24 protein-coding genes and 1 riboswitch are annotated in these 23,737 nt (G+C 44.4%); of the genes, 22 read left to right on the forward strand and 2 right to left on the reverse strand.

Going from position 1 to position 23,737, the window contains the following annotated elements; translation table 11 throughout:
• Nucleotides 1-136: 136 nt before the first annotated feature.
• Complete coding sequence (locus MKX35_RS30230; RefSeq protein ID WP_076284226.1) at nt 137-679, forward strand: hypothetical protein; 543 nt, start codon at nt 137-139, stop codon at nt 677-679.
• A gap of 93 nt (nt 680-772) precedes the next feature.
• Here the strand turns inward: MKX35_RS30230 and MKX35_RS30235 are convergent, their stop codons facing one another.
• Nucleotides 773-1,996: an NAD(P)/FAD-dependent oxidoreductase gene (locus tag MKX35_RS30235; RefSeq protein ID WP_076284225.1), complete on the reverse strand. Its 1,224-nt coding sequence runs from the start codon at nt 1,994-1,996 to the stop codon at nt 773-775.
• Nucleotides 1,997-2,173: 177 nt separating this feature from the next.
• On the opposite strand from MKX35_RS30235, the gene MKX35_RS30240 reads away from it, so the two are divergent.
• From MKX35_RS30240 to MKX35_RS30290, 11 genes are all read left to right on the forward strand, one after another.
• A complete protein-coding gene (locus tag MKX35_RS30240) occupies nt 2,174-2,407 on the forward strand; it encodes a spore coat protein (protein WP_042186181.1) in 234 nt (77 codons plus the stop codon).
• Nucleotides 2,408-2,437: 30 nt separating this feature from the next.
• The gene (locus MKX35_RS30245; protein WP_076284224.1) at nt 2,438-2,827 is read left to right on the forward strand and encodes a spore coat protein; all 390 of its coding nucleotides are present in this window, start codon (nt 2,438-2,440) and stop codon (nt 2,825-2,827) included.
• Nucleotides 2,828-3,086: 259 nt separating this feature from the next.
• The gene (locus MKX35_RS30250) at nt 3,087-3,587 is read left to right on the forward strand and encodes an Lrp/AsnC family transcriptional regulator (protein ID WP_042125589.1); all 501 of its coding nucleotides are present in this window, start codon (nt 3,087-3,089) and stop codon (nt 3,585-3,587) included.
• A 13-nt stretch (nt 3,588-3,600) separates the two neighbouring features.
• On the forward strand, nt 3,601-4,821 hold the full coding sequence (locus MKX35_RS30255) for an aminotransferase class I/II-fold pyridoxal phosphate-dependent enzyme (protein ID WP_042186187.1): 1,221 nt from the start codon (nt 3,601-3,603) through the stop codon (nt 4,819-4,821).
• 249 nt (nt 4,822-5,070) lie between these two features.
• Nucleotides 5,071-5,259: an aspartyl-phosphate phosphatase Spo0E family protein gene (locus MKX35_RS30260; RefSeq protein WP_052404481.1), complete on the forward strand. Its 189-nt coding sequence runs from the start codon at nt 5,071-5,073 to the stop codon at nt 5,257-5,259.
• 183 nt (nt 5,260-5,442) lie between these two features.
• Nucleotides 5,443-6,009: a cob(I)yrinic acid a,c-diamide adenosyltransferase gene (locus MKX35_RS30265; RefSeq protein WP_042186191.1), complete on the forward strand. Its 567-nt coding sequence runs from the start codon at nt 5,443-5,445 to the stop codon at nt 6,007-6,009.
• A 1-nt stretch (nt 6,010) separates the two neighbouring features.
• Entirely contained in the window at nt 6,011-7,000 is a 990-nt protein-coding gene (locus tag MKX35_RS30270; RefSeq protein ID WP_076284223.1) for an RluA family pseudouridine synthase, read from the forward strand.
• Nucleotides 7,001-7,181: 181 nt separating this feature from the next.
• Nucleotides 7,182-7,556 (forward strand): arsenate reductase family protein, encoded by a 375-nt coding sequence (locus MKX35_RS30275; protein ID WP_076284222.1) that lies wholly within the window; start codon nt 7,182-7,184, stop codon nt 7,554-7,556.
• A gap of 308 nt (nt 7,557-7,864) precedes the next feature.
• Nucleotides 7,865-8,791 carry a 5'-3' exonuclease gene (locus MKX35_RS30280; RefSeq protein WP_042186207.1) on the forward strand — a complete coding sequence of 309 codons (927 nt, stop codon included), beginning with the start codon at nt 7,865-7,867 and terminating at the stop codon, nt 8,789-8,791.
• A gap of 266 nt (nt 8,792-9,057) precedes the next feature.
• On the forward strand, nt 9,058-9,939 hold the full coding sequence (locus MKX35_RS30285) for an ROK family protein (protein ID WP_076284221.1): 882 nt from the start codon (nt 9,058-9,060) through the stop codon (nt 9,937-9,939).
• Nucleotides 9,940-10,150: 211 nt separating this feature from the next.
• A complete protein-coding gene (locus tag MKX35_RS30290) occupies nt 10,151-11,167 on the forward strand; it encodes an HRDC domain-containing protein (RefSeq protein ID WP_076284420.1) in 1,017 nt (338 codons plus the stop codon).
• Between the two features lie 82 nt (nt 11,168-11,249).
• Here MKX35_RS30290 and corA read toward each other — a convergent pair whose 3' ends face one another.
• Nucleotides 11,250-12,185, reverse strand: coding sequence for a magnesium/cobalt transporter CorA (corA, locus tag MKX35_RS30295; protein WP_076284220.1), 936 nt, complete (start codon nt 12,183-12,185; stop codon nt 11,250-11,252).
• Between the two features lie 398 nt (nt 12,186-12,583).
• Nucleotides 12,584-12,714: riboswitch (SAM riboswitch) on the forward strand.
• Between the two features lie 113 nt (nt 12,715-12,827).
• On the opposite strand from corA, the gene metA reads away from it, so the two are divergent.
• The 10 genes from metA (at nt 12,828) to MKX35_RS30345 (ending at nt 23,736) form a co-directional block, all read left to right on the forward strand.
• Nucleotides 12,828-13,748: a homoserine O-acetyltransferase MetA gene (gene metA, locus MKX35_RS30300; protein WP_076284219.1), complete on the forward strand. Its 921-nt coding sequence runs from the start codon at nt 12,828-12,830 to the stop codon at nt 13,746-13,748.
• A 36-nt stretch (nt 13,749-13,784) separates the two neighbouring features.
• Entirely contained in the window at nt 13,785-14,957 is a 1,173-nt protein-coding gene (locus tag MKX35_RS30305; RefSeq protein WP_076284218.1) for an aminotransferase class I/II-fold pyridoxal phosphate-dependent enzyme, read from the forward strand.
• A 267-nt stretch (nt 14,958-15,224) separates the two neighbouring features.
• Entirely contained in the window at nt 15,225-16,361 is a 1,137-nt protein-coding gene (gene mqnC / locus MKX35_RS30310; protein WP_076284217.1) for a cyclic dehypoxanthinyl futalosine synthase, read from the forward strand.
• 212 nt (nt 16,362-16,573) lie between these two features.
• The gene (locus tag MKX35_RS30315) at nt 16,574-17,416 is read left to right on the forward strand and encodes an SPFH domain-containing protein (RefSeq protein WP_042186213.1); all 843 of its coding nucleotides are present in this window, start codon (nt 16,574-16,576) and stop codon (nt 17,414-17,416) included.
• 11 nt (nt 17,417-17,427) lie between these two features.
• Nucleotides 17,428-17,595, forward strand: coding sequence for a toxin-antitoxin system HicB family antitoxin (locus MKX35_RS30320; protein WP_042186214.1), 168 nt, complete (start codon nt 17,428-17,430; stop codon nt 17,593-17,595).
• A gap of 498 nt (nt 17,596-18,093) precedes the next feature.
• A complete protein-coding gene (gene thrS / locus MKX35_RS30325; RefSeq protein ID WP_076300071.1) occupies nt 18,094-20,031 on the forward strand; it encodes a threonine--tRNA ligase in 1,938 nt (645 codons plus the stop codon).
• Between the two features lie 415 nt (nt 20,032-20,446).
• Nucleotides 20,447-21,013, forward strand: coding sequence for a 3D domain-containing protein (locus tag MKX35_RS30330; RefSeq protein WP_371915726.1), 567 nt, complete (start codon nt 20,447-20,449; stop codon nt 21,011-21,013).
• A gap of 176 nt (nt 21,014-21,189) precedes the next feature.
• Nucleotides 21,190-21,333, forward strand: coding sequence for a hypothetical protein (locus tag MKX35_RS30335; RefSeq protein WP_156114753.1), 144 nt, complete (start codon nt 21,190-21,192; stop codon nt 21,331-21,333).
• A gap of 246 nt (nt 21,334-21,579) precedes the next feature.
• Nucleotides 21,580-22,659 (forward strand): cell wall-active antibiotics response protein LiaF, encoded by a 1,080-nt coding sequence (gene liaF / locus MKX35_RS30340; protein WP_076300015.1) that lies wholly within the window; start codon nt 21,580-21,582, stop codon nt 22,657-22,659.
• Nucleotides 22,660-23,736 (forward strand): HAMP domain-containing sensor histidine kinase, encoded by a 1,077-nt coding sequence (locus tag MKX35_RS30345; protein ID WP_042186220.1) that lies wholly within the window; start codon nt 22,660-22,662, stop codon nt 23,734-23,736. It abuts the gene before it with no gap.
• The last annotated feature ends 1 nt before the right edge of the window (nt 23,737 follow it).

A 23,737-nucleotide genomic window follows, 5' to 3' on the forward strand; every position in this document is an offset into this window, starting at 1 on the left:
TGTGGAGTATTAGGAGGATATCATGAAGATTCTTACCCGAGTTCTGTTTGTGTCAGCTATTGCTTTTATAGCAGCCGGTATTATTTATTTAATGATGAACTAAATTTAAACGTGGAGTACGAAGGAGATTATTAAGATGGAAACAACTGTATGCCCTTGGTGTCATACCGAAATCGTATGGGACGAGGAATTCGGACCCGAGGAAAATTGCCCTCACTGCAACAATGAACTTAACGGATATCGTACAGTTACTGTAGGGATAGACGGCATTGAAGAAGAGGAAGAAGAAGTTGTAGAAGAACCTAAACAAGAGGTTATTAATGATGATGATCTTTGGGGAGACGTCGACAAAGACAGTGTAGTTCCTATTTACAACACGCTCAACCAATTCGGTGACGATTATGATTTGAATAAGTATGAAGAGCGTGTATCGGGCATTTTAGCGATTCAGGAAGAAGCTCCGGAATGTACACAATGCCATGAGTTAACTATCCTTGCTGGTAAACAGCTTGTTAGCAACTTCGAGCCGTCTGCACCGGCTACACTAGGTGGACCTGTACTAACATCTCCATTCTCCCTTAATGTGTATGTGTGCCCGTCTTGTTTCCATGTACAGCACAGTCTAGCGCAGGAAGACCGTATTCAGCTCGTACGTAATCTGAGTACCGATAAAGCATAAGCATCCTCATAAAAAGCTTAGTCCTCTTAATGAACATAAGGGGACTAAGCTTTTTTTAAAAAAACCTCAATATTGCTTATTCACGTCCGTTTTCTAAGAAGGAGAAGGTTTGGCTGATCGTGTCAATGAGAATAGATCAAGCTCCGGCCGATGTTTACCCGCAATCGTATCTGTTAATAACTCCGCAGCAATCATGCTGTACACCGTCCCATTGCCCCCATAACCCTCGATGAAGTAGCAATGAGGGAACTTGGGATGAGGGCCGATATAAGGAAGCCCATCACGCGTAGAGCCGAATACAGCACCCCAGGAGTATTCTATCTCAATGCCTTTGATCTCAGGAAATAAAGCTTCCAGCTCTTCCAATAACCTTTGACTTTGTGAAATCACTCTGATATCACGGCGCTCTGGATCCGTCAACGGTTCATCTTTTCCTCCTGCAATAATACGTCCCTCCGGTGTTGTCCGAAAATACAAATACGGACGGGCGGTTTCCCAGAGGAGGCTCCGCTCATGCCACTTGGGGAATTCCTTCAGAGGTTTGGTCATCACTGCATACGTATTGATCAGCTCAGCGCCTCGGTCTTTTTTAAACTCCTGCGTTTCATAACCCATTGCAAAAATAACCTTCTTCGCAATAATACGTCCGTTCTCTGTGTGGCAAATTACTCCATCTTCAGTAAACTCATACTGTTTAGCCTCGGTCTGCTCATAAACGTGTACACCATTCATTGCTGCCTTGGCGATCAGGCTGTGAACTGTCCGGAAAGGGTTCGCTTCTGCATCACTGCGTGAATAAAGTGCAGCAGGTTTAGAAAAAGAATACACCGAAGCAATTTTATCCTCTTCCCAGAAATCAGAATCGAATCCGTGAGCAACGAGGTTCTTATATTCTTCTCGCAGAGCAGGTACATCCTCTGGTGTACTGGCATATAGAAGGCTGCTGCGAGGAATAATCTGGGGATCGATATCGAGCTTGGCTGGCAGATCCAAAATATTTCTAACCCCTGCTTGGGATAACTGATAAAAGAGCAAGCCGTTCTTTTCTCCAAAAGTGTTCATACATGAGGTTAACGATTTGTCGTTAGATATCTGAAGTAAACCAGTATTGGCATGTGAGCTTCCGCTTCCGACGCGTCTTTTTTCGATCAGAACAGCCTCAGCTCCGCTTAAAGACAAGCGATAGGATGCCATTGCTCCACCCATTCCAGCCCCTACAACCAGGCAATCACAGTGAATGGTATCCTCTAGCGCAGGATAAGTTGGTGGGTCTTGTAAAGTACTTCTCCAAGGTGGGGTGCCGCTATTTAGTCTCATGAAAATGATCGCTCCTTCATTTGTTCCATTATTTAGTATGGGCGGCATTTTACCGTCTCATTCGCAGCATGTTCTTATTTTTGTCATAACTCTCTAGTGCTGTTGGGCAAATAAATGGTGTGCTTTGGCGGTATACTAAAGCCTGTTTGGATCAACTACAAGGAGGGACTACAACTCATGCAATCAATGCAAATGCAGGCACTAAGTGGAAAAGAATTGGAATATATCGCAGACTCCATCTCTAATGAGGACTTGCTTCTTAAGCAATGTGCGGCTACCGCCGCGACAACGCAGAACGAGCAGGTCCGACAAGTTTGTTTGCAGCATATCCAAAATCACACGCAGCACATGGATACACTCACTCAGTTACTCCAGCAGCATCAACAGTACGCACCAACAAGCCCACAATAATTGCATTATTAATCTTAAGGAGGTTATAAAATGAACGCACAGAATCCAGCAGCATTTATGCCAGATGAGGATTTAATGAACACCATTTTGTGTGATTTGAAGCGGACGGTTCGTGAGTATGCGACAGCTGCTACGGAATCGGCATGTCCAGCGGTTCGCCGGGTCTTTAATGAGATGACTATGAACACGCTTCGACTTCAGGGCGATCTGTATACGCATATGTCCCAAATGAATATGTATCCTGAGCCTGCAAAAGCATTGCGCCAAGATGTGGACAAGCAGCTTCAAACTGCACAGCAATTGCAACAAAAATCAGGTCAGTTCGTGCAGCAAAAAACAGGACAAACTGGATCTATTGCTCACAATGCGAACAGCCACCTTCATTCGAATGGACAACATCAACCGTCTCATTTAATGTAACCAAGATGGTTAGCGGATGAAGCATCCTGCCACATAATCTTAAGGCTGACGCCCGTTTATACCGAGAGCTCCGGTATAAACGGGCGTTTTTTGTATAAAAATCCATTTAGCTGAGTAAACCTAGTCTTCTATGCGGATATCATATGGGGTTATTTTGTTTGCAGAGATGCTCAATTCATGTCATATTAGTATTAAACTCTTTTCGCGGGGCGACGCATGAATAGCGCAACGTCATTTGCGAACTATCCGGAGGGAAGGCATGAAGGAAATGAACGAACTAAAGAGGAAAGTGCTGGAACTGCTTAAAGAGGACGCGAGAAGATCTACTGCACTCTTAGCTACGCTGCTTGGCGAGGAAGAAGAAGACGTAAAGACGGCGATTGGGCAATTAGAGAAGGACCATGTAATTGTTAAGTATGCAGCCGTTGTAAACTGGGATAAAGTCGATGACGAGAAAGTGACAGCGCTGATTGAGGTACAGATTACACCCGAACGGGGTCGCGGATTTGAAGGCATTGCCGAGAGAATCTACCTGTATCCACAAGTGAAATCCGTTTATCTGATGTCAGGTGCTTACGATCTACTGGTAGAAGTGGAAGGCCGAAACTTACGTGAAGTGGCCAATTTTGTTTCCGAGAAGCTGTCTCCAATTGATTCAGTACTCTCAACTAAAACGAATTTTACCCTTAAAAAATACAAACAGGATGGGATCATCTTCGAGGAGCATGAGGAAGACAACCGTCTGATGATCTCTCCATAAAGGAAGTAATCATATGATCACGAATAAAACGCAGCTAACTGGAGAAGACAGCAAATCAATGAATTCTTATTTGGCCCCGCTGGTACAGCAAATTCAGCCTTCGGGTATTCGTAAGTTTTTTGATCTGGCTGCAGGCAGCAAGGATATCATATCACTCGGAGTCGGGGAACCTGATTTCAAGACCCCGTGGCATGTCAGAGAAGCTTGTGTCTATTCGCTGGAAAGAGGATTTACAGGCTATACATCCAACGCAGGAATGCCTGAACTAAGGGAGGGTATTGCGAACTATTTGCACACCCGTTTTGCAGTGGAGTATGATCCTGCCAATCAAATTATAGCAACGGTCGGCGGAAGTGAGGCTATCGATCTGGCTCTGCGCGCTTTGATCACGCCGGGCGATGAGATCCTCATACCAGAACCTTGCTATATTTCTTATTCGCCGATAACGGCTATTGGTGGAGGTATTCCTGTAGGTATCGAAACCATCGGAGAGAATGACTTTAAACTTACTGCAGAGAGTTTGGAAGCAAAGATTACTCCACGCTCCAAAGTTCTAATTCTGTGCTACCCGAGCAACCCAACGGGAAGTGTTATGACCCGAGAGGATTGGGAGCCGATCGCCAAGGTTGTAGAGAAGCATGATCTTATTGTAATTTCGGATGAGATCTATGCGGAATTAACGTATGGAATTAATCATGTCAGCTTTGCCTCATTGCCAGGTATGATGGACCGTACGATTTTGGTCAGCGGTTTCTCCAAGGCTTTTGCCATGACTGGATGGAGAATGGGTTATGCTTGTGGTCACCCTGATTTGATCTCCGCTATGCTTAAGATTCACCAGTACACTGTGATGTGCGCTCCTTCTATGGGCCAAGTGGCTGCACTTGAGGCACTGACCAATGGGATGGAAGAGAAGGATCGAATGGTCGATTCTTATAACCAACGGCGGAGGCTGATTGTTAAGGGTTTGCGTGATGCGGGACTGGAGTGCCATGAACCACAAGGTGCATTCTATGCTTTTCCAAGCGTGCGCAAGACAGGACTGACATCTGATCAGTTTGCACAACGATTATTACTTGAATATAAGGTGGCAGCTGTACCTGGAAGTGTCTTTGGTTTAGGTGGTGAAGGTTACTTACGCTGCTCCTATGCTACATCAGTAGCTCAACTGAATGAAGCTATAGAACGCATTGGTGCTTTTGTCACACAACTGGAACGAGAGAGAATGGAATAGAGAAAATTGGACTATAGCCTATCCTATAATCCTATGGTATTATTTTACTTTGAGAGTAATTAACCCCTATAATAGAACTAACAAGGACGTATTTACTCTGGAATTAAGCGTTGCTTTGAAGTTGCTTTTATTACTTTAATGACATTTTGTGGCACGCGCTCAATAATACTTTTAGGAGGGATGATTGTGCTTAGTGCCGATTATTACTTACCTTCCTATGGAGGGCAGTGTTTTTCTGGAAGTGGGAAACTGTCCCCCAAGGGTGATGCTTCTGCTCGCATACTCTCTCTGGAAGATGAAATTAGAATACTCCGTAGCAAAATGGAGCAGCTTTTTTTGCAGGAAAAATCATTCACTTCAGATAATGTGATTGAAATTAGCAGTTTACTGGATCTCAAGATAAATGAATACATGAAGGGGCGTCCAGTTGGAAAATAACGTCGCTACATGCTGTTGAAGAGGACCCTAGGGTCCTCTTTTTGTTGTTCCTTTAAGCTCACACATCGCAACATTGCAGTCACACTTGGAGAGAATATGCCTATACTCTTCATTTGCCATTTTTATATAAGAAAGCTTAAACTAGCATTATGTGATTTGAAGAATGGATAGGAGGAGTAAGCCATGGTGATCTATACACGCACGGGTGATGCGGGTCAAACTTCAGTGATTGGCGGCCGGGTTGGTAAGGACGATGTCCGAGTTGAAGCTTACGGAACGATCGATGAACTGAATTGCTTTGTAGGTCAGGCAAGGAGCCTGATGGAGGACGATCAGTTTGATGATGTACGCGAGCAGCTGCTGGAAATTCAGCATGAGCTATTCGATTGCGGAACCGATCTGGCTTTTATTAAGCTAGGTGATGGTGGTCAATATATGGTAACAAGTGAGATGGCTAAACGGTTGGAGGGCTGGATTGATGAACTTCAAGCAGAGAATCCACCACTAGAAAAATTCATCCTCCCTGGGGGCAGTCCATTGGCTTCGGTTCTACATGTGTGCCGTACGGTTTGCCGCCGGGCGGAACGCCGGGCAGTTACACTTGGACGAAATGCAGACATTAATCCGGAAGCGGTTATTTATTTGAACCGGTTATCCGATTATTTCTTTGCGCTGGCTAGGACGGCTAATACACGGGCAGGGATTACTGATGTAGAATACATTCGCAGTAAAAAGGTGTTCCGAGACTAATATGACTAGCTATTATTCACCAATTACTTACATTATACCGCCAGAAGAGGATGGCTGGTTGCTGAAGACGATCCTGCATAAACGGATGGATGTCTCACGTAAATTGTTGTCACGCCTTAAGCAAACAGAACAAGGGATTACATTAAATGGAGAACGTGTTTATATCAGCGTACATGTTAAGGCAGGCGATATTGTACAGATTCGCATGGAAACAGAGACTTCGGATGATATTTTACCGCAGCCGATTCCCTTTGAAATTCTATTTGAAGATGAGCATCTGCTCGTAGTAAACAAGGCAGCGGGGATCATCGTGCATCCCACACACGGACATTACACTGATACGCTGGCTAACGGAGTAGTTCATTATTGGGCGCAAAAAAATGAACGTTTCCGCTTTCGACCCGTCCATCGTCTGGACCAGGAAACCTCCGGTGTGTTAGTCATCGCCAAGAATCCATATAGCCATCAGCATATTTCTGAGCAGATGATTGCGGGTACAGTGGACAAACGTTATGCTGCATTTGTTCATGGGGCTCCTGTGGAGCCTTTCGGCGATATCGACGGACCTATTGACCGTGATCCTGAGGAGCCGCATCGGCGTATCGTGACACCGGATGGTTATCCTTCTCTGACTCGGTATGAGGTTAAAACCGTATACGCACAAGGTTCAAAAGTTGAACTGAAGCTGGAGAGTGGTCGTACTCATCAGATTCGGGTCCATATGACCTCTATCGGCTGTCCTTTGATTGGTGACAGCATGTATCGTCATGAGCTGTATAATCTACCGGAATTGACTTTAACTCAAAGTGAACAGTTAGAGTCCGTTACAGCACTAGATGCCTCCATACCGCGTCAAGCACTGCACGCGGTGCGTCTGACGTTCAAGCATCCGGTGCTGCTGCAGGAAATGATCTTTGAAGCTCCTTTGCCGCCTGATATGGCGGCCTTGGAGAATGTATTGGAGCAAGGCCCGAAAGCGAATTTGAGGTAAAAATTATCTTAGTGATGTTAAGCGGAGAGGGTGAATTGGTTCTGGAGAAACGGAGTTTCGCCTTTATCCTCGGATTTCATCCGCAACAAGCGGACTAAATCAAGAAATCTGAGGATAACAGCGATCGGAAGAATAATTTGCCAGCGTAGCGCACTCATCACTACCATTAAAGGAGAACAACATGAGCAAACTAAAAGTATATCAATATCCAAAATGCAGCACCTGCCGCAGTGCAGTAAAATGGCTACAAGCTCAAGGTCATGAGCTTGAGCTTCAAAACATCGCAGAACAGCCGCCTACCGTTGAGGAGCTGCGAGAATTGCTGGCCAATAGCGGACTTGAACTGAAAAAGTTTTTTAATACAAGTGGTGAAGTCTATAAAGCATTGGGTCTCAAGGACAAAATGGCACAGCTTAGTGAGCAGGAGAAGCTTGAGCTGCTCGCGAGCCATGGTATGCTAAATAAACGTCCGATTGTCACTGATGGTGTTAAAGTCACGGTAGGCTTTAAAGAAGAGCAATATGCTGAAGCTTGGACCAATACTTCCAAAGTATAAATCCGTAAAGGGGATGTCCCAACAGTCATTTCATGGCTGTTGGGACATCCCTTTTTGGATATCTAGGAAAATCACAAAAGACCATGATTCTATAATATACTTATATTTCTCGCTTAAGCTCACCGCCCTTGCAAGGGCACCGATGGTGTTTTTACTTGTTAATTTCAAAGGATAAGAATAAGCTCCCATATGTGTAACTATATGATCCCTTATCAGATCATGTATTTTCTGATAGAATACTCTTTGTGCAATAACATGGACAAGCGCTTAATAACAATACAATGAACGATTAAGGGAGAGGTTTATACATGAGAGCAGAAACAACGGGCCGTGTAATGCTTGTAGATGGAATGGCTCTGCTGTTCCGGGCCTTTTATGCGACCTCTTATGGAGGATATATTCGCAAGACAAAAGCTGGATTGCCGACGAATGCGGTGTATGGTTTTTTGCAGTATTTTTTCGATGCGGTAAGCACATTTGAGCCTTCTCACGTCGTATGCTGCTGGGATATGGGCAAAGGAACGTTCCGCACCGAGAAATACGATGGATACAAATCGAATCGGATTGAAGCCCCGTTAGAGCTAATTCCTCAGTTCGATCTAGTAAAAGATGTAGTAGCTGAGCTTGGGGTGCCGAATATTGGACTTGCAGGCTATGAAGCGGATGATTGCATTGGTACGCTGGCTTCTTGTTACAGTGAAAACTCTGAGGTATATATTTTGACGGGTGACCATGATATGCTTCAGCTCATTGATGAGAATGTTAAGGTCGTCATTATGAAAAAGGGACGCTCTAACTATAAAGTGTATGACCTTGCAGAATTGCTGGAGGAAAAGGGTCTAACGCCTAGACAGGTGATTGACCTGAAAGGCTTTATGGGCGATACCAGTGATAATTATCCCGGCGTAAAAGGGATTGGTGAGAAGACTGCGCTGAAACTGCTGACCGAATACGGAACAGTTGAAGGTGTAATTGAGAATTTGCATCTGCTCCCTAAAGGTGTGCGTACCAAAATCGAAGCAGATCTGGATATGCTGCATTTATCGCGAGAGCTAGCGGAAATCCGTTGCGATGTGCCGGTGGTCTGCGAGCTGACGGAAGCCTTGTGGCAACTACAACGGGAAACAGCTGCGCGCAAATTTCAGGAGCTAGAGTTCGGCAGCTTGATGCATTTGATTGCTGAGGTGCAGGACGAACGAGGAATTGTACAGATTGAGTTAGGCGATTTGGGTTAAGATCAGACACCCTTCAATGCAAAGATGCATGGAGGGTGTTTTGTTAAACTATAAGAACGTATAAGTTTCACATTATACATTATCCTTATCTTTCTCTCTTAAACGCCTATTGCGTCCTTATAAGGACGCAATAGGCGTTTATACTTGTTGTGATAGCGCTTCATTCGACGTATAATTAGGGCTGGTGATTGCTTTTTTTAATGATATTATTCATTTGTGTATGGGTAGCGTTTGAACTTCTAACTAGAGAAAGGGAGAGAATTGCTGTGAAGCTATTGGGAGCGATTGAAGCAGGCGGAACAAAGTTTGTATGTGGGATTGGTTATGAGGATGGTACCATTGTTGACCGAGTTAGCTTTCCGACAACAACACCGGAAGAAACGATGGGACTAGTAATAGACTATTTTAAAGAGAAGAATGTAGAAGCATTCGGAATCGGATCTTTTGGACCGATTGATCCCGTACTGGACAGCCCTACTTATGGTTACATAACAACGACACCAAAACCTCACTGGGGACAATATAATCTGGTAGGCACAATGGCTGAGCAATTTAACGTTCCGATCGGCTTTGACACGGATGTGAATGGTGCAGCGCTTGCGGAAAGTAAATGGGGAGCGGCTAAAGGTCTGGACAGCTGTCTTTATATTACGGTTGGGACAGGCATTGGAGCAGGAGCGGTTGTTGGTGGCCAGATGGTCCATGGATTGTCACATCCTGAGATGGGACATATTCTAGTTCGTAGACATCCAGAGGATACGTTTGAGGGTTACTGTCCTTATCATGGCGATTGTCTTGAAGGATTAGCCGCAGGTCCGGGGATCGGCAAACGCTGGGGACAACCGGCAGGAGAGCTACCAGTGGACCATCCGGCTTGGGAAATGGAAGCTCACTATCTTGCACATGCACTCATGAACTATGTGCTGATTCTGTCTCCTCAAAAAATCGTAATGGGCGGTGGTGTTATGAAGCAAAGCCACCTGTTCCCGTTAATTCGCACTAAGCTGCAAGAGTTATTGAGCGGATATGTTCAGCATCCATCGCTTAATATTGACATCGATAATTATGTTGTCTCACCAGGTCTCGGAGACAATGCAGGGCTTGCTGGAGCGATTGGATTGGCTACATTAGCTCTAGCTAGAAACTAGTATAAAAAGACATTGACTGTTCGGTAATATATGGTATTCTAGGATCTAACAGTATAGCATTTAATGAGGGAGCACCTCTTTCGCGTTTATCGTGAGAGAGGTGCTTTTTTGCGTTCGGGGTCTGATTGAGAAAGGATTTGTTCGCTCCGAAGGAGGCTCTTCCCAGAAGGTTATTGTGCTTGCTGTAATGTTGAGAAAGGTAGGGATGAATATGCAAATTGTGTTTATGAACCGTTTATCCAGAATATCTGGAGTGGATCAAGAGGTGTACGCCCAGCTGTGGATTGGAGAGGAAGAGGGGATCTGGAGTTTGGGCTGGCGTGATTTTTCAGGTGGGGAGAATTACATTGAGAATTTGTGGTATGAAGGTGGTTCATGGAATGAGATGCTCTGTGTATACAGGCATGAGCTAGCAGTGAAGATGGGAGATGGCTATCGACCCTTAATCGATGGGATATTCCACGAGGAGGATAGTCTTACTGGGCGTAATCAGGAGCAGCTGAAGCTTCAATATTACAGCGAACATTATGGGAATGAAGCCATTTATGAAGAGTTATGTGCTTGGCGCCGTGGTAAGGCTTCGAGTGAACGGAAGGCGCCCTATATTCTCGCTAGTAATCGTCTGTTGCGCTTGTTAAGTACATTTCTACCGCATACGCCAGAGGAACTGATGCAAATTCCGGGTGTGGGAGAAGGCAAGATAGCGCAGTTTGGGGCTGATTGGCTGGCTATAACTACTGCGGTGGCAAGGGAACATTCCTTCCCTCTAAATTGGGTGCATGAAGTAATTGAAGAGGAGTCTTTCGTATCTTGGCTTTATAAACAGAAAGAAGTCAAATATAAGAAGCAGCTAGAACGACTGCGCTTGCGGAGGATTTTGCTGCAGGGGATCGAGAATGGGTTGGGCTTGGAACAGCTTAAGGTGAATAGTGGAGTGAACCGGCGTGAACTGATTGAAGCGGTAGAGGAGCTAGAAAGAGAAGGTTATTCTGTCGAGAAGCTGATCCATGTAGAGCTTGGCAATATGCCGCAGAGTGAGCAGGATGCGATATGGAATGCCTATGTGGAGCTCGGGGATCTTTTCCTAAAACCGGTGTTACATAAGGTGTATGGCGACGACTTTTCCGCTGCTGAAGGATTGGATATTTATTATGAGCGTCTGCGATTGATACGCATCCGTTTCCGTCGAGAGCATACGCATAAAGTGGGCATGGCGACCAGCTTTTAAATTTGCGCATACCAAAAAGACGAAGGCTTCCTTATACCTTACGGTTACAGGGCCTTCGTCTTGCTTATTCGTCCGGTTCGTTTCATAGCCATTCCTTCTTGCGGAAAACATAGAGCATCCCACAGCCTAAAGTCAACATGATGCCTATAACGCCATAATAGCCATATTTCGTATGAAGCTCGGGCATATGATCAAAGTTCATACCGTAGATTCCGGTAATTACGGTCAGGGGCATGAATATTGTTGTGATCGCAGTAAAGACTCTCATAATTTCATTCGCGCGGTTGGCGATACTGGATTGGTATGCCTCTCGTAAGTTGCCCATGAGATCGCGATACGTCTCAAAGGTTTCAGATATTTTAACCGCATTTTCATAAATGTCGCTAAAATATTTCTGCAGCTGATCATCAATCAGACGGAGGTCTTTTTTATTTAGGGTATTGATCACTTCTTTTTGTGGCCCCAGCATTTTCTTCAACCATAGAATTTCACTTCGCAGACCGATAATTTCACTAAGATGTGACTTTTTGGTATGCATGAGGATATCTTCTTCCAGCTTCTCAATCCGAGCTTCAATTCGGTCGCCGACGGAGAAATAGTTATCAACGACAAGGTCAATTAGCAAGTAAAGGAACATATCCGGTTCACTTACTTCTTGCTCCCAGAGCATAGGCTTCAGGATTCGTAGTTCATTGATCTTTTGTTTCGTGACAGTGATGATGTAATGTCTTCCAAGGAATACATTGAGTGCCCGTAGGAAAATTTCTTCATCGTCAAAGCGAATGCTATTTACAACAATAAAGTAGTGACTTTCGTATATTTCGATCTTTGGACGCTGATCCTCTTCGCTAAGGCAATCCTCAACAGCAAGATCATGTAGGTTGAACAAGGGCTGAAGCAGCTCCAAATCCTCAACATCGGCGTCAATCCAATAGAACCCTTCCGTTGGGGGTGTTAGTGTTTCATCAATTTCATCAATAGGTGTAAAAACCCCTGCATTTACCAGCCGGATTTTCATCTGATTTCACTCCTCCTATCCCCAGGTCTTCACTAGGGACTGCTAAATTAAGCACAGAGAAAAAAATCAGCTTGGCCGGCGGTACAATCAATACATAGGGCCAAATGACGTTTCGAGGGCATGAAGAAGAACTGCTCCCGCCGCCGGCAAGCTGATGATTATCCTGTGTGGTTGCTCATTCTGTACACATATTTGCGAGCTCGGGTCGCCTTCCATCCTTCTTCTCACCTCTTCTTTTCGTTCAGGTATGAAATACTTGTCTAGTATAACAACGGAGTATGCCTCTTTCAAGCAAATTTATTGTGATTTTGAGGCTTCTTCAGCATTGTATGGACTTGACGAAAAGGAGGTTCATGATTTAAAGTGAATTTTAAAGTAATTTAATTGAATACAGCTAAATCTTATCAAGAGCAGGTGGAGGGACTAGCCCTATGAAACCCGGCAACCGGCGTGTAAACGCACGGTGCTAATTCTTGCGGAATTTCTGCAGACGTCTAATCGTCTTCAGGAACATTCTGGCAGATGAGAGAGGCGCATATGACTGTAGATATGACCTTTCTCGATTTCCGAGGAAGGTCTTTTTATGTTCAGCAAGCCGCAGTGCGGCAAAATAACTAAATTCAGCTAAGGAGTGGAAAGACAATGCCAATTAAAATTCCCGACAGTTTACCGGCGAAAGAAGTACTATCCGGAGAAAATATTTTTGTGATGGACGAAAGTCAGGCTTTCCATCAGGATATCCGTCCACTACGGATTGCTATTCTGAACCTCATGCCGACTAAAGAGACGACAGAGACTCAATTGCTGCGTTTAATTGGAAATTCGCCACTACAAGTTGATGTTACTTTATTGCATCCGCGTTCCCATATTTCCAAGAATACTTCTGCTGAACATTTGAAGAGCTTTTACAAAACCTTTGACGAGATCAGCCACCGCCGTTTGGATGGTTTAATCGTTACAGGTGCTCCTGTAGAACAAATGGAGTTCGAGGAAGTATCGTATTGGGAAGAACTGAAAGAGATTTTTGAATGGAGCAAGGACAATGTGACTTCAACCATGCATATTTGTTGGGCGGCACAGGCAGGCTTATATCATCATTTTGGTGTTCGTAAAGTGGCATTGCCTGAGAAATGCTTTGGCGTCTTCGCTCATACGATTAATCAAAATAACATTAAACTGTTGCGCGGCTTTGACGAGGTATTCCATGTACCACACTCTCGTCATACCGATGTCTCCCGTGAAGATATTGAGAATAACCCAGATCTGCAGATTCTGGCGGAATCCGAAGAAGCTGGTATGTATCTAGTGGCTACAAACGACGGTAAACAAATATTTGTGACCGGACATTCCGAATACGATCCCCTATCCTTGAAATGGGAATATGACCGTGATGTGTCTAGAGGGATGGAGATGGCTTTGCCGAAACATTACTTCCCTAAAGATGATCCAGAACGTACACCTCCAGCAGTGTGGCGTGCGCATGCCAATTTATTATTCTCTAACTGGCTCAATTACTATGTATATCAAGAAACGCCTTATGATATCGACCCGATTGTTTATTAATAATAGCGCTACAATATAAATTAGGAGGCATTAATCATGGATGACAAACTTAGGATTGAAAGTAGACTGGCTCAAATAGGTTCTCAAGAAGATCCTGCCACAGGAGCAATTAATTTTCCGATTTATAATGCAACGGCATTTCGTCATCCAAAACTCGGTCAAAGCACAGGGTTTGATTATAGCCGCACCAAGAGTCCGACCCGTTCAGTGCTTGAGAATGCAGCTGCGGAACTGGAATCTGGAGATGCAGGATTTGCTTGTAGCTCAGGGATGGCAGCGATACAAACAGTGCTTACCTTGTTCGCTCAAGGCGACCATCTGATCGTTTCGCTGGATCTTTACGGCGGTACCTATCGTTTGTTGGAACGGATTATGTCCAAGTTTGGAATCACTGCTTCTTATGTAGACACGAATGATTTGGATGCACTGGAAGCTTCGCGTCGTCCAAATACGAAAGCTGTATTTATTGAAACGCCAACGAATCCACTTATGATGATCACGGATATTGAAGCCGTGTGCACTTGGGCACGTCACCATGGGTTACTTAGCATTGTAGATAATACGCTGCTGACTCCATTCTTCCAACGGCCTATAGAATTAGGTGCGGATATTGTAGTTCATAGCGCTACTAAGTATTTGGGTGGTCATAATGATGTACTTGCAGGCCTGATTGTATCCAAGGGTGTAGAATTATCAGCTGAATTAGCTATTCTACATAACTCTATTGGCGCCGTGCTCGGACCAACAGACAGTTATCAGTTGATGAGAGGCTTGAAGACATTGGCGCTGCGTATGGAGCGTCACGAAAGCAATGCACTAGCGATCGCTCACTACTTATTAGAGCATCCAGCGATTGCGGAAGTGTTCCATCCAGGATTGCCTGATCATCCAGGACATGAAATCCAGAATCGTCAATCTTCAGGCAATACCGGTATTTTTTCTTTCAAATTAAAAGATGCCAGATACGTAGAGCCGCTTCTTCGTCATATTCGTCTTATTGCATTCGCAGAAAGCTTGGGCGGCGTAGAGTCACTTATGACTTATCCGGCTGTACAAACACATGCTGATATTCCTGTGGAGATTCGAAATGCTGTGGGTGTAGATGATCGTTTGCTGCGCTTCTCCGTCGGTATTGAACATGCAGAGGATTTGATTGCTGATCTTGGCCAAGCACTAGAGGCCGCTAGGGCAGAAATTGAGTCCAAGTAACAGGAAGAAATGTTCAATCGAGTGTTAGTGGAGAAATAGAGTATAACTAGCAGTATCGCTTAGTGCGATGCTGCTTTTCTTCTGGATAGGAATTTGCGAAGAATGTAAAAGCATTTTTCAAGCTGTTCAGATTGTGATACGATGAGGAAATGAACTGTTCAATTGTATGAGAAAGGGTTGTCACCTTGAAAAAGAGACAACGTTTTTTCTTCCTGTAATTTTGTGATTCTACCATACCCCTAAGGGTTTAGAAGGAGGATGCGAACGATGAGTGCGATAGATCTTATTTTGGACAAAGCCCTACGGGGTGAACGTCTCCAATTGGAAGATACCATCCGACTGTTCGAGAGCAACGAAATTGAGAAAATGGGTGCAGCTGCAAACACCATAATGGAACGCTGGCATCCAGACCCGATGGCCACGTTTGTAATTGGTCGTAATATTAACTATACGAATGTATGTGATGTCTACTGCCGTTTCTGCGCATTTTATCGCAGACCGGGCTCTGATGAGGGTTATGTATTGCCGGATGAGACGATTTACCAAAAAATCGCTGAGACTATCGCTGTAAATGGTACAGAAATACTGATGCAAGGCGGTACGAACCCAAATCTTCCTTTCAGCTATTATACCGATATACTTCGCGGAATTAAGCAACGTTTTCCTGAGATTACAATGCATTCCTTCTCTCCTGCTGAGATTATGAAGATGAAAGAAGTATCTGGATTATCGCTCGAGGAAGTTGTGCGTGAAATCCATGCTGCTGGCCTGGATTCACTACCAGGTGGGGGAGCGGAAATTCTCGATGATCGCACACGCCGCAAGATCAGCCGACTTAAAGGCTCATGGCGCGAGTGGATGGACGTAATGCAGACAGCGCATAAGATCGGTATGAATACGACAGCTACGATGGTCATTGGACTTGGTGAGAGTATGGAAGAACGGGCATTACACTTACTTCGTGTGCGTGAGGCTCAGGACGAGTGTATTGCCAACAAATACGATTCAGAGGGTTTCTTGGCCTTTATCTCTTGGACCTTCCAACCGGACAATACTAACCTGAAGCTGGATAGACAAACGCCTCAAGAATATCTGAAGACGGTAGCCATTAGTCGCCTTGTTCTAGACAACATTAAGAACTTCCAGTCCTCTTGGGTAACAATGGGACCAGAGGTCGGCAAGCTTTCCCTTCAATATGGCTGTAACGATTTCGGCAGTACAATGATTGAAGAAAATGTAGTATCTTCTGCGGGCGCGACCTACAAGGTCAATATCGAATCAATTACTCAGCTGATCCGCGAAGCAGGCAAAATCCCGGCACAGCGGAATACACGCTACGATATTCTGCGCGTGTTCGATGATGCTAATGCGAAGATTGATAATGATTTCATCATGCAGAACTAGAACTAATATATAAATTAATTCAGCGCTTGTTGCTCGTTAATCCGTTTTGTGGATGATTGAGCAGCAAGCGTTTTTTTGTATGGTTAAGATTTCGAAGGTTTATTTTACCTGTGAACATAAATTCATTATTTTATTACATTTTTGTATACACATTATTATCCAAAAGTGATATCATAATCATATCAAAAGAATATCTTATGGGGGTGCTTTTTATGAAGGAGAAGACGCTTCGTCCTGTCAGCGGATTTTGGGTTATCGCATTAATTGCAGTTTGTTTGGCTGGTGGAATCTATGGTGCTGTTCAGGAGTATATTGCAGTACCGGTCATTCTGTTCGTTGTATCAGCAATACTATGTACGAGTATTACGGTTGTACAACCTAATAAGTCGGTTGTAGTCACCTTTTTCGGAAAATATGTAGGGACTATTGCAACGAGTGGACTGTTCGCAGTTATTCCGTTCAGCGTACGTAAGACGGTTTCCCTACGCGTTCGTAACTTTAACAGTGTGAAGCTCAAGGTCAATGATGTTGAAGGTAATCCGATTGAAATTGCTGCAGTTATCGTCTTTAAGGTGATTAACTCCGCTAAAGCCCTCTTTGATGTAGATAAATACATGGCTTTCGTAGAGATTCAGAGTGAAACGGCGCTGCGTCATGTAGCCAGCAAATACCCTTATGATAACTTCAATGAATCTGGGATGTCCTTGCGTGCCAATGCAGATGAAATTGCTAAAGAGTTAGCGACTGAGCTTCAAGAGCGTTTGTCCTTATCTGGTGTAGAAGTCATTGAAGCCCGGCTTACACATTTGGCTTATTCAACAGAAATCGCCAGCACCATGTTGCAGCGGCAGCAAGCTTCTGCCATTCTGTCTGCTCGTCAAATCATTGTTGAAGGTGCAGTTGGCATGGTCGATATGGCGATTAAACAGCTTAAAGAGAGCGGTGTAGTGGAGCTTGATGAAGAACGTAAAGCGGCCATGATTAATAATCTGATGGTGGCGATCGTGTCGGAGCGCGGAGCGAGTCCGGTCATTAACGCCGGCTCGTTGTATTAAGGCGGTGCATCATGGCGGCCAAGAAAAGCTTTCCATTGCGGATCGATCCGGATCTGCATGAGGCGTTGGAACGTTGGGCGGGAGAGGAATTTCGCAGTGTAAACGGACATATCGAATACTTGCTGCGTGAGTCTTTGAAACGTGCAGGCCGCTTACCTGGGAAACGCCGAGAAGAGTAACCTGTTAAGGACAGTTCTAGCGCTATTTCCTGGCTGCAGAACTGTCCGTGTAGGTGACTGTTTCCGCGGTTTACAAAATTTTGCCCCCTCTACAGACTTGACTGTCAGAGAGGACAGATTTATAATTACTCCATAATTCACGTTAACAGCTTTGACAAAGATATGAATGGATTGTTCTGGACCGTATCAGAGAGAGGGAACATAGGCTGTAATTTCCTCCGGTATCCTACTATCGATTTACCCCTTTGTAGCTGCGGTTATGAATTCCCTGAAATGGGATAGTAAGAACCGCCGGTTCATGGTCGTTATTCCATGCTTACGAAGGATTCTGACTCGACTCTGCTTTAAGAGCAGATTGAGAGAATCGAATTTGGGTGGAACCACGGGTGCAATCGCTCGTCCCTTTGCGGGACGGGCGTTTTTTGTATGCGTGGATATTTCCGTTTCGAAAAATTTAAAATTGTTGTTTGGCTTAAGGAAATGAAGGAGGAAATTAAAATGGTAAGTATTAAACTTCCGGACGGTTCCGTTCGGGAATACGCAGAAGGTAGTAATATTGATGATGTAGCGGCTTCAATTAGTAGTGGACTTCGCAAGAATGCGGTGGCAGGGAAATTGAATGGTATTGTCGTGGATCTGTCCACTCCGCTAGAGGAAGGCGCATTGATAGAAATCGTAACTTTGGATTCACCAGAAGGCTTGGAAGTTATGCGTCACAGTACTGCCCACTTGATGGCGCAAGCTGTAAGACGTTTATATGGAACAAAGGAAGTTAAGCTTGGTGTAGGTCCTGTTATCGAAGATGGCTTCTACTACGATATGGATTTGGAACATCCGCTTAATCCTGAGGATCTGCTAAAGATTGAAAAGGAAATGGATCGCATTATCTCTGAGAACCTTCCAATCGTACGTAAGGAAGTTAGCCGTAAGGAAGCGCTCCAAATATTCGGTGAGCTAGGCGATCCTTACAAACTTGAACTAATTGAAGCATTGCCTGAAGATAGTGTGATTTCGATCTATGAACAAGGCGAATTCTTCGACTTGTGCCGGGGACCACACTTACCGTCGACTTCTAAGATCAAAGTCTTTAAATTGATGAATGTAGCTGGTGCTTACTGGCGCGGCGATAGCAAGAATAAAATGCTTCAACGCGTATACGGTACAGCTTGGATTAAAAAAGCGCAGCTCGATGAGCATCTTCGTCTGCTTGAAGAAGCGAAGAAACGCGACCACCGTAAGCTGGGTAAAGAGCTTGAAATCTTCACATTTAATCAATTGGTAGGCCAAGGCTTGCCGATCTGGCTGCCTAAGGGTGCTAAACTGCGCAGTATTCTGGAACGTTACATTGTGGATCTGGAAGCAAGTCTAGGATACCAGCATGTATATACTCCGGTTCTTGGTAATGTTGAACTATATAAAACTTCTGGACACTGGGAGCACTATCAAGAGGACATGTTCCCTAAAATGACTATTGATAATGAAGAATTTGTTCTCCGCCCAATGAACTGCCCGCATCACATGATGATTTATAAGAGCTCCATGCACAGCTATCGTGATCTGCCGATCCGTATTGCTGAACTGGGTATCCAGCACCGTTATGAAATGTCAGGAGCATTGACTGGCTTGCACCGTGTGCGTTCGATGACTCTTAATGACTCCCATATTTTCTGCCGTCTGGATCAAATTAAAGGCGAGTTCATTCGTGTAATCGAGTTGATTAAACAGGTATACAGTGACTTTGGTATTAATGACTACCGTTTCCGGTTGTCTTATCGTGATCCTAAGGATACTGAGAAATATTACGCTAATGACGAAATGTGGGAAACTGCACAGCGTATGTTGCGTGAAGTTGTAGAAGAAGCTGGTCTGCCATTCTACGAAGCAGAAGGCGAAGCTGCTTTCTACGGTCCTAAGCTGGATGTGCAGATCAAGACTGTACTAGGCAAAGAAGAAACTCTCTCCACTGTACAGATCGACTTCTTGCTGCCTGAACGCTTTGAATTGGAATATATCGGTGACGATGGTCAGAAACACCGTCCAGTTGTTCTACACCGCGGTATTTTAGGTACTATGGAGCGCTTTGTTGCTTTCTTGTTAGAGAACTTTGCAGGATCACTGCCGCTTTGGCTGTCTCCACAGCAGGTTAAAGTTATTCCTGTTTCGACTGCCTTCGACGATTATGCTAAGGAAGTTACAGACAAGCTGCGTCGCCGTGGTATCTCTGCTGAGGCAGATTTACGTAATGAGAAGCTTGGCTATAAGATCCGTGAAGCTCAGCTGGAGAAGCTACCATACATGTTCGTAGTTGGCGAGAATGAGATGAATGCCGAGACAGTTTCCATCCGTAAGCGTGGAGAAGGCGATATGGGAGCTAAGCCGCTTCAAGAAGTTATTGAGCTGCTGGCTCAGGAAATTGCTGACCGTGTAATCTCCTAATTACTTGTAATAATCAACACCAAAAGTACGTCTAATAAGAACCTCTGTCATATGCCCGTAAGGATCGAAAATTGATCTTTATGTATAAAATTTTGTGAATCGGGAAACCTTCGCTAATAAGGGGGAGGTTTATCACATGAACAAAATGGGCATATTTCAGAGGTTTTGGTGTCTTTTCGTCACAATAGTCCTACTGTTGACTGCTGCAGGTATCATTCCTGAATCCAAGCATCAAGCAGTTGTGGCCAATGGGACAGAAGACACATTACAGCACACAGATATTAGCAAAACGCTTTCGAACGAATTGCAACATACTCAGGCTAACTCAGGTTCAATGAGAACCAAAGATCAACAAGCTATTCTCACCACTGGCCGTGCTACCTTGTTATCAAACGAGCCATATTCCAGCGTACCGATCGTTCCTGCGACAACAAAAAATAAACCAGTAGCTACAAAGTCACCACAGAGCACTAAAGCTCCAACTACCAAAGGGAGTGGGGGTACAGGCTCTTCAAAATCGCCGAATTCTATTCCCGTAGCTGCGCCAGCTCCTGACCAAATTATTACTTCAATGAAAGTGATGGCGACGGGTTATACTGCGGGTTATGAATCTACAGGTAAAACATCTAAACATCCCGAATACGGAATTACCTATTCAGGTGTTAAAGTACGTAGAGATAAGAACACAGTCTCGACTATTGCTGCTGACCCTAAGGTAATCCCGTTAGGGAGTATACTTTATATACCTGGTTATGGATACGGCATCGTCGCTGATACAGGATCTGCCATTAAAGGGCGGAAGATTGATTTGTATTTTGCTACTACGAAACAGGTGTATAAGGAATGGGGCAAAAAATCAGTTGTAGTTCAGCTCATTAAGCGAGGAAACGGTACATGTACAGAAGTGATGCTGAAGAAGCTTACTCAGGCGATTGAGACTTACAATGCTGTACCGCAATCCCTGCTGGAAGAATCCATTTAAGATATAGCGGTTATATTTCAATGAATTTGGTGGATTGAACTTAATTTCACTTGGTCATGCATAATAGTGACATCACCTTGCCATAATACGGACTGGGGCAGAGCAATAGCCTCATCCGAGATGTTCTCTTAGTAAGCATTATCTATGCTGCATAAGGGATAAGGGAGGTGAATTCCGTGGCTAATAATAAAAAGTCTAAAGTTCAAGAAAACTACAAAACACCGAATGAAAAATACAATGCTGAGTTTGCTGTTGAGAATGACGGCACAACTAAGCAAAGTGGAAATACTTCTAAACCAGCTCAGAAACCGCAACAATAATGCGCTACTGAAGCAGAAGACTGCTGAATAAAGAGACTGTCCCAAATCAGTTTATAACTGAGGGACAGTCTTTTTTTTATATTTCATATATAATGAAGTAAATGGAATATTAACCCATTCGTCTCGGTCTAGAGACTGAGTGGAAGTTCCTTCTCTCGCCGCTGTTTATGAGCGCTTCCTTCCTGTAGACTAAGGCTATAAGATTGAAGAAGAGAGCGTTCCACTAATTTAAAGGGGAAATGGAATATGAAAAGAAGGTTCACAAGTCAGATTTTTGGCGGCTTGATCCTGATAGGGATTGGAGCCATGTTTCTACTTAGACAGTTGGGTTACACCGATTTCAGCTTAGGTTATTTAATCTCAAATTATTGGCCTGTTATCTTGATCCTCATGGGGATGAAGCGACTCCTGGGTACGGGAGACGAACATCAAAAAGGTGGATCTTCACCTATCGGCGGTTTTTTCTTTCTGGCGATCGGAGTGTTCTTCCTTGGACGAAATTTGGACTGGTTCGATATTTCAGCCGGGGATTTTTTCAAAATGTTCATTCCAATCATGCTTATTGGTGGCGGTCTTTATGTGATTTTTAAACCACGAGGTTCAGTACCGCCAGTGCCACCTGCGCCACCATCACCACCTGATTACTTTCCTCCAGGAAAAAGCTCGCTAGATGTGGAGCCGCCAAAACCGCTGGATTCCACGCTAGATGAACAATTCGAGCAGAAATTCGGTAAATCTTCTGGAGGGCGAGACTGGAATATTAATCTGCAAAAAGATGAAGAAGAGGATGAGGACGGAACTGGAGCTTTTAAATCCACCGCTGAATCACGTTTTCAGGAGAAACAGGAGCGTCATGAGCGCAGACGTCAGGAACGTCATGAGCGGCACGCTAGAAGACATGGGGAATGGCATGAGGAGTTCCATAAGACAGAGAGTAACAATAAGGAGTCAACCAATCGCTCTGCTTTTATTGGGGATGTCCACATGGGTCGCGAGCATTTCCAACTGAAGAACACAAATGTCTCGCAGTTTATAGGTGATACTGTACTGGATCTGACGAACGCGCAAATTGCTTATGGAGAAACGAAAATTAATATCTCCGCTTTTATAGGCGACATCAAGGTGTACATTCCGAATGATATGGATCTTGGGATCTCAGTGAACAGTAGTTCATTTATCGGCGATATGGAAGTTCTGGATCAGTCTCGGAGTGGATTTATGAGCAGTGTTCAATGCAAGACGCCTTATTATAAAGAAGCGGGCAAAAAAGTCCGCATTAACGTAAGTGCTTTTATAGGTGACATTAAAGTTAAAACGGTGGGTTAGATGGGAACAATCTTTAGTAATACCAAATGGTTGTTGTTGTTTTACTTTTTGCTCACTGGAGCCGTAAGCGCCGGGTTGATGTATGCAGGCACTTGCCTTGGGTATATCGAAGTAATGGATTATCGCATGTGGCTGTACTTATGTCTGGGGATCGTGTTGTTCACTGTTGTAATCGGCTATATGGCAGGTCAGCGCATTCAGCGCCGGATTGATCATCTGGATCTAAATATGCTGCAGGTGGCAAAAGGGAATCTGTCCGTACGTATGCCAGAGAGTGATGACCAGTCTTTTGCGAGAGTGTACCATGAATTTAATGTCATGATGGATACGGTCGAGAACAAGATGCAGCTTCTGCAGCGTTTAGGTGAACAAGAGGTTATTGAGAAGGAACAGGCAGCGGAGAGTGCGGTGTTGGAGGAAAGAAGGCGTATGGCCCGGGATTTGCATGATACGGTGAGCCAACAGCTTTTTGCCATCCATATGTCGGCTTCTTCGCTGCCTAAAGTGCTGAAGGTTAATGAAGCTCAAGGTCAATTGGTAATGGATCAGTTAATTGCAATGTCACAGATGGCACAAAAGCAGATGAGAGCACTTATTGCACAGTTGCGACCGGTGGAGCTGGAAGGCAGGAATCTTTTCGAAGCACTGGAAAAATGGTTCCCTGATTATTGCCGCCAGAACGGCTTAAAAGGAATGAAGGAGCTTGAGCTGCAAGGAGAATTATCTGAGGCTATTGAACATCAGCTATTCTTGATTATCCAGGAGGCTATGGCGAATATTGTGAAGCATGCTGAAGCTAGACTGGTCAGTTTATCACTGCGTGAAGGGTCAAGACAGGTTGTGCTGAGTATTAGCGACGATGGTCAAGGTTTTGAACATATACAGCAAAAACAGGGTTCGTATGGTCTTACCACCATGCGCGAACGTGCGGAGAAACTGGGTGGACAAGTGGAGATTATTAGCCGTAAGGGTGCGGGAACGACCATACGCGTACATATCCCTAAGTTTGTGCAAGGGAACTCTGAGTTAGAGGAAAAAAGAGCATTAGGAACAGATACAGAGGACGAGGAGGAATAGA

The organism is Paenibacillus sp. FSL R5-0923, assembly GCF_038009145.1.
Lineage (GTDB): Bacteria > Bacillota > Bacilli > Paenibacillales > Paenibacillaceae > Paenibacillus_AQ.

Excerpts from the sequence above, each read along its gene's own strand:
- MKX35_RS30265 (WP_042186191.1), top strand. The coding sequence starts at position 5,443 with ATGGTGATCTATACACGCACGGGTGATGCGGGTCAAACTTCAGTGATT.
- MKX35_RS30250 (WP_042125589.1), top strand. The coding sequence starts at position 3,087 with ATGAAGGAAATGAACGAACTAAAGAGGAAAGTGCTGGAACTGCTTAAA.
- metA (WP_076284219.1), top strand. The coding sequence starts at position 12,828 with ATGCCAATTAAAATTCCCGACAGTTTACCGGCGAAAGAAGTACTATCC.
- MKX35_RS30275 (WP_076284222.1), top strand. The coding sequence starts at position 7,182 with ATGAGCAAACTAAAAGTATATCAATATCCAAAATGCAGCACCTGCCGC.
- liaF (WP_076300015.1), top strand. The coding sequence starts at position 21,580 with ATGAAAAGAAGGTTCACAAGTCAGATTTTTGGCGGCTTGATCCTGATA.
- MKX35_RS30270 (WP_076284223.1), top strand. The coding sequence starts at position 6,011 with ATGACTAGCTATTATTCACCAATTACTTACATTATACCGCCAGAAGAG.
- MKX35_RS30305 (WP_076284218.1), top strand. The coding sequence starts at position 13,785 with ATGGATGACAAACTTAGGATTGAAAGTAGACTGGCTCAAATAGGTTCT.
- MKX35_RS30345 (WP_042186220.1), top strand. The coding sequence starts at position 22,660 with ATGGGAACAATCTTTAGTAATACCAAATGGTTGTTGTTGTTTTACTTT.
- MKX35_RS30245 (WP_076284224.1), top strand. The coding sequence starts at position 2,438 with ATGAACGCACAGAATCCAGCAGCATTTATGCCAGATGAGGATTTAATG.
- MKX35_RS30315 (WP_042186213.1), top strand. The coding sequence starts at position 16,574 with ATGAAGGAGAAGACGCTTCGTCCTGTCAGCGGATTTTGGGTTATCGCA.
- MKX35_RS30320 (WP_042186214.1), top strand. The coding sequence starts at position 17,428 with ATGGCGGCCAAGAAAAGCTTTCCATTGCGGATCGATCCGGATCTGCAT.
- MKX35_RS30290 (WP_076284420.1), top strand. The coding sequence starts at position 10,151 with ATGCAAATTGTGTTTATGAACCGTTTATCCAGAATATCTGGAGTGGAT.
- MKX35_RS30280 (WP_042186207.1), top strand. The coding sequence starts at position 7,865 with ATGAGAGCAGAAACAACGGGCCGTGTAATGCTTGTAGATGGAATGGCT.
- MKX35_RS30255 (WP_042186187.1), top strand. The coding sequence starts at position 3,601 with ATGATCACGAATAAAACGCAGCTAACTGGAGAAGACAGCAAATCAATG.
- MKX35_RS30240 (WP_042186181.1), top strand. The coding sequence starts at position 2,174 with ATGCAATCAATGCAAATGCAGGCACTAAGTGGAAAAGAATTGGAATAT.
- mqnC (WP_076284217.1), top strand. The coding sequence starts at position 15,225 with ATGAGTGCGATAGATCTTATTTTGGACAAAGCCCTACGGGGTGAACGT.
- MKX35_RS30235 (WP_076284225.1), bottom strand. The coding sequence starts at position 1,996 with ATGAGACTAAATAGCGGCACCCCACCTTGGAGAAGTACTTTACAAGAC.
- thrS (WP_076300071.1), top strand. The coding sequence starts at position 18,094 with ATGGTAAGTATTAAACTTCCGGACGGTTCCGTTCGGGAATACGCAGAA.
- MKX35_RS30230 (WP_076284226.1), top strand. The coding sequence starts at position 137 with ATGGAAACAACTGTATGCCCTTGGTGTCATACCGAAATCGTATGGGAC.
- corA (WP_076284220.1), bottom strand. The coding sequence starts at position 12,185 with ATGAAAATCCGGCTGGTAAATGCAGGGGTTTTTACACCTATTGATGAA.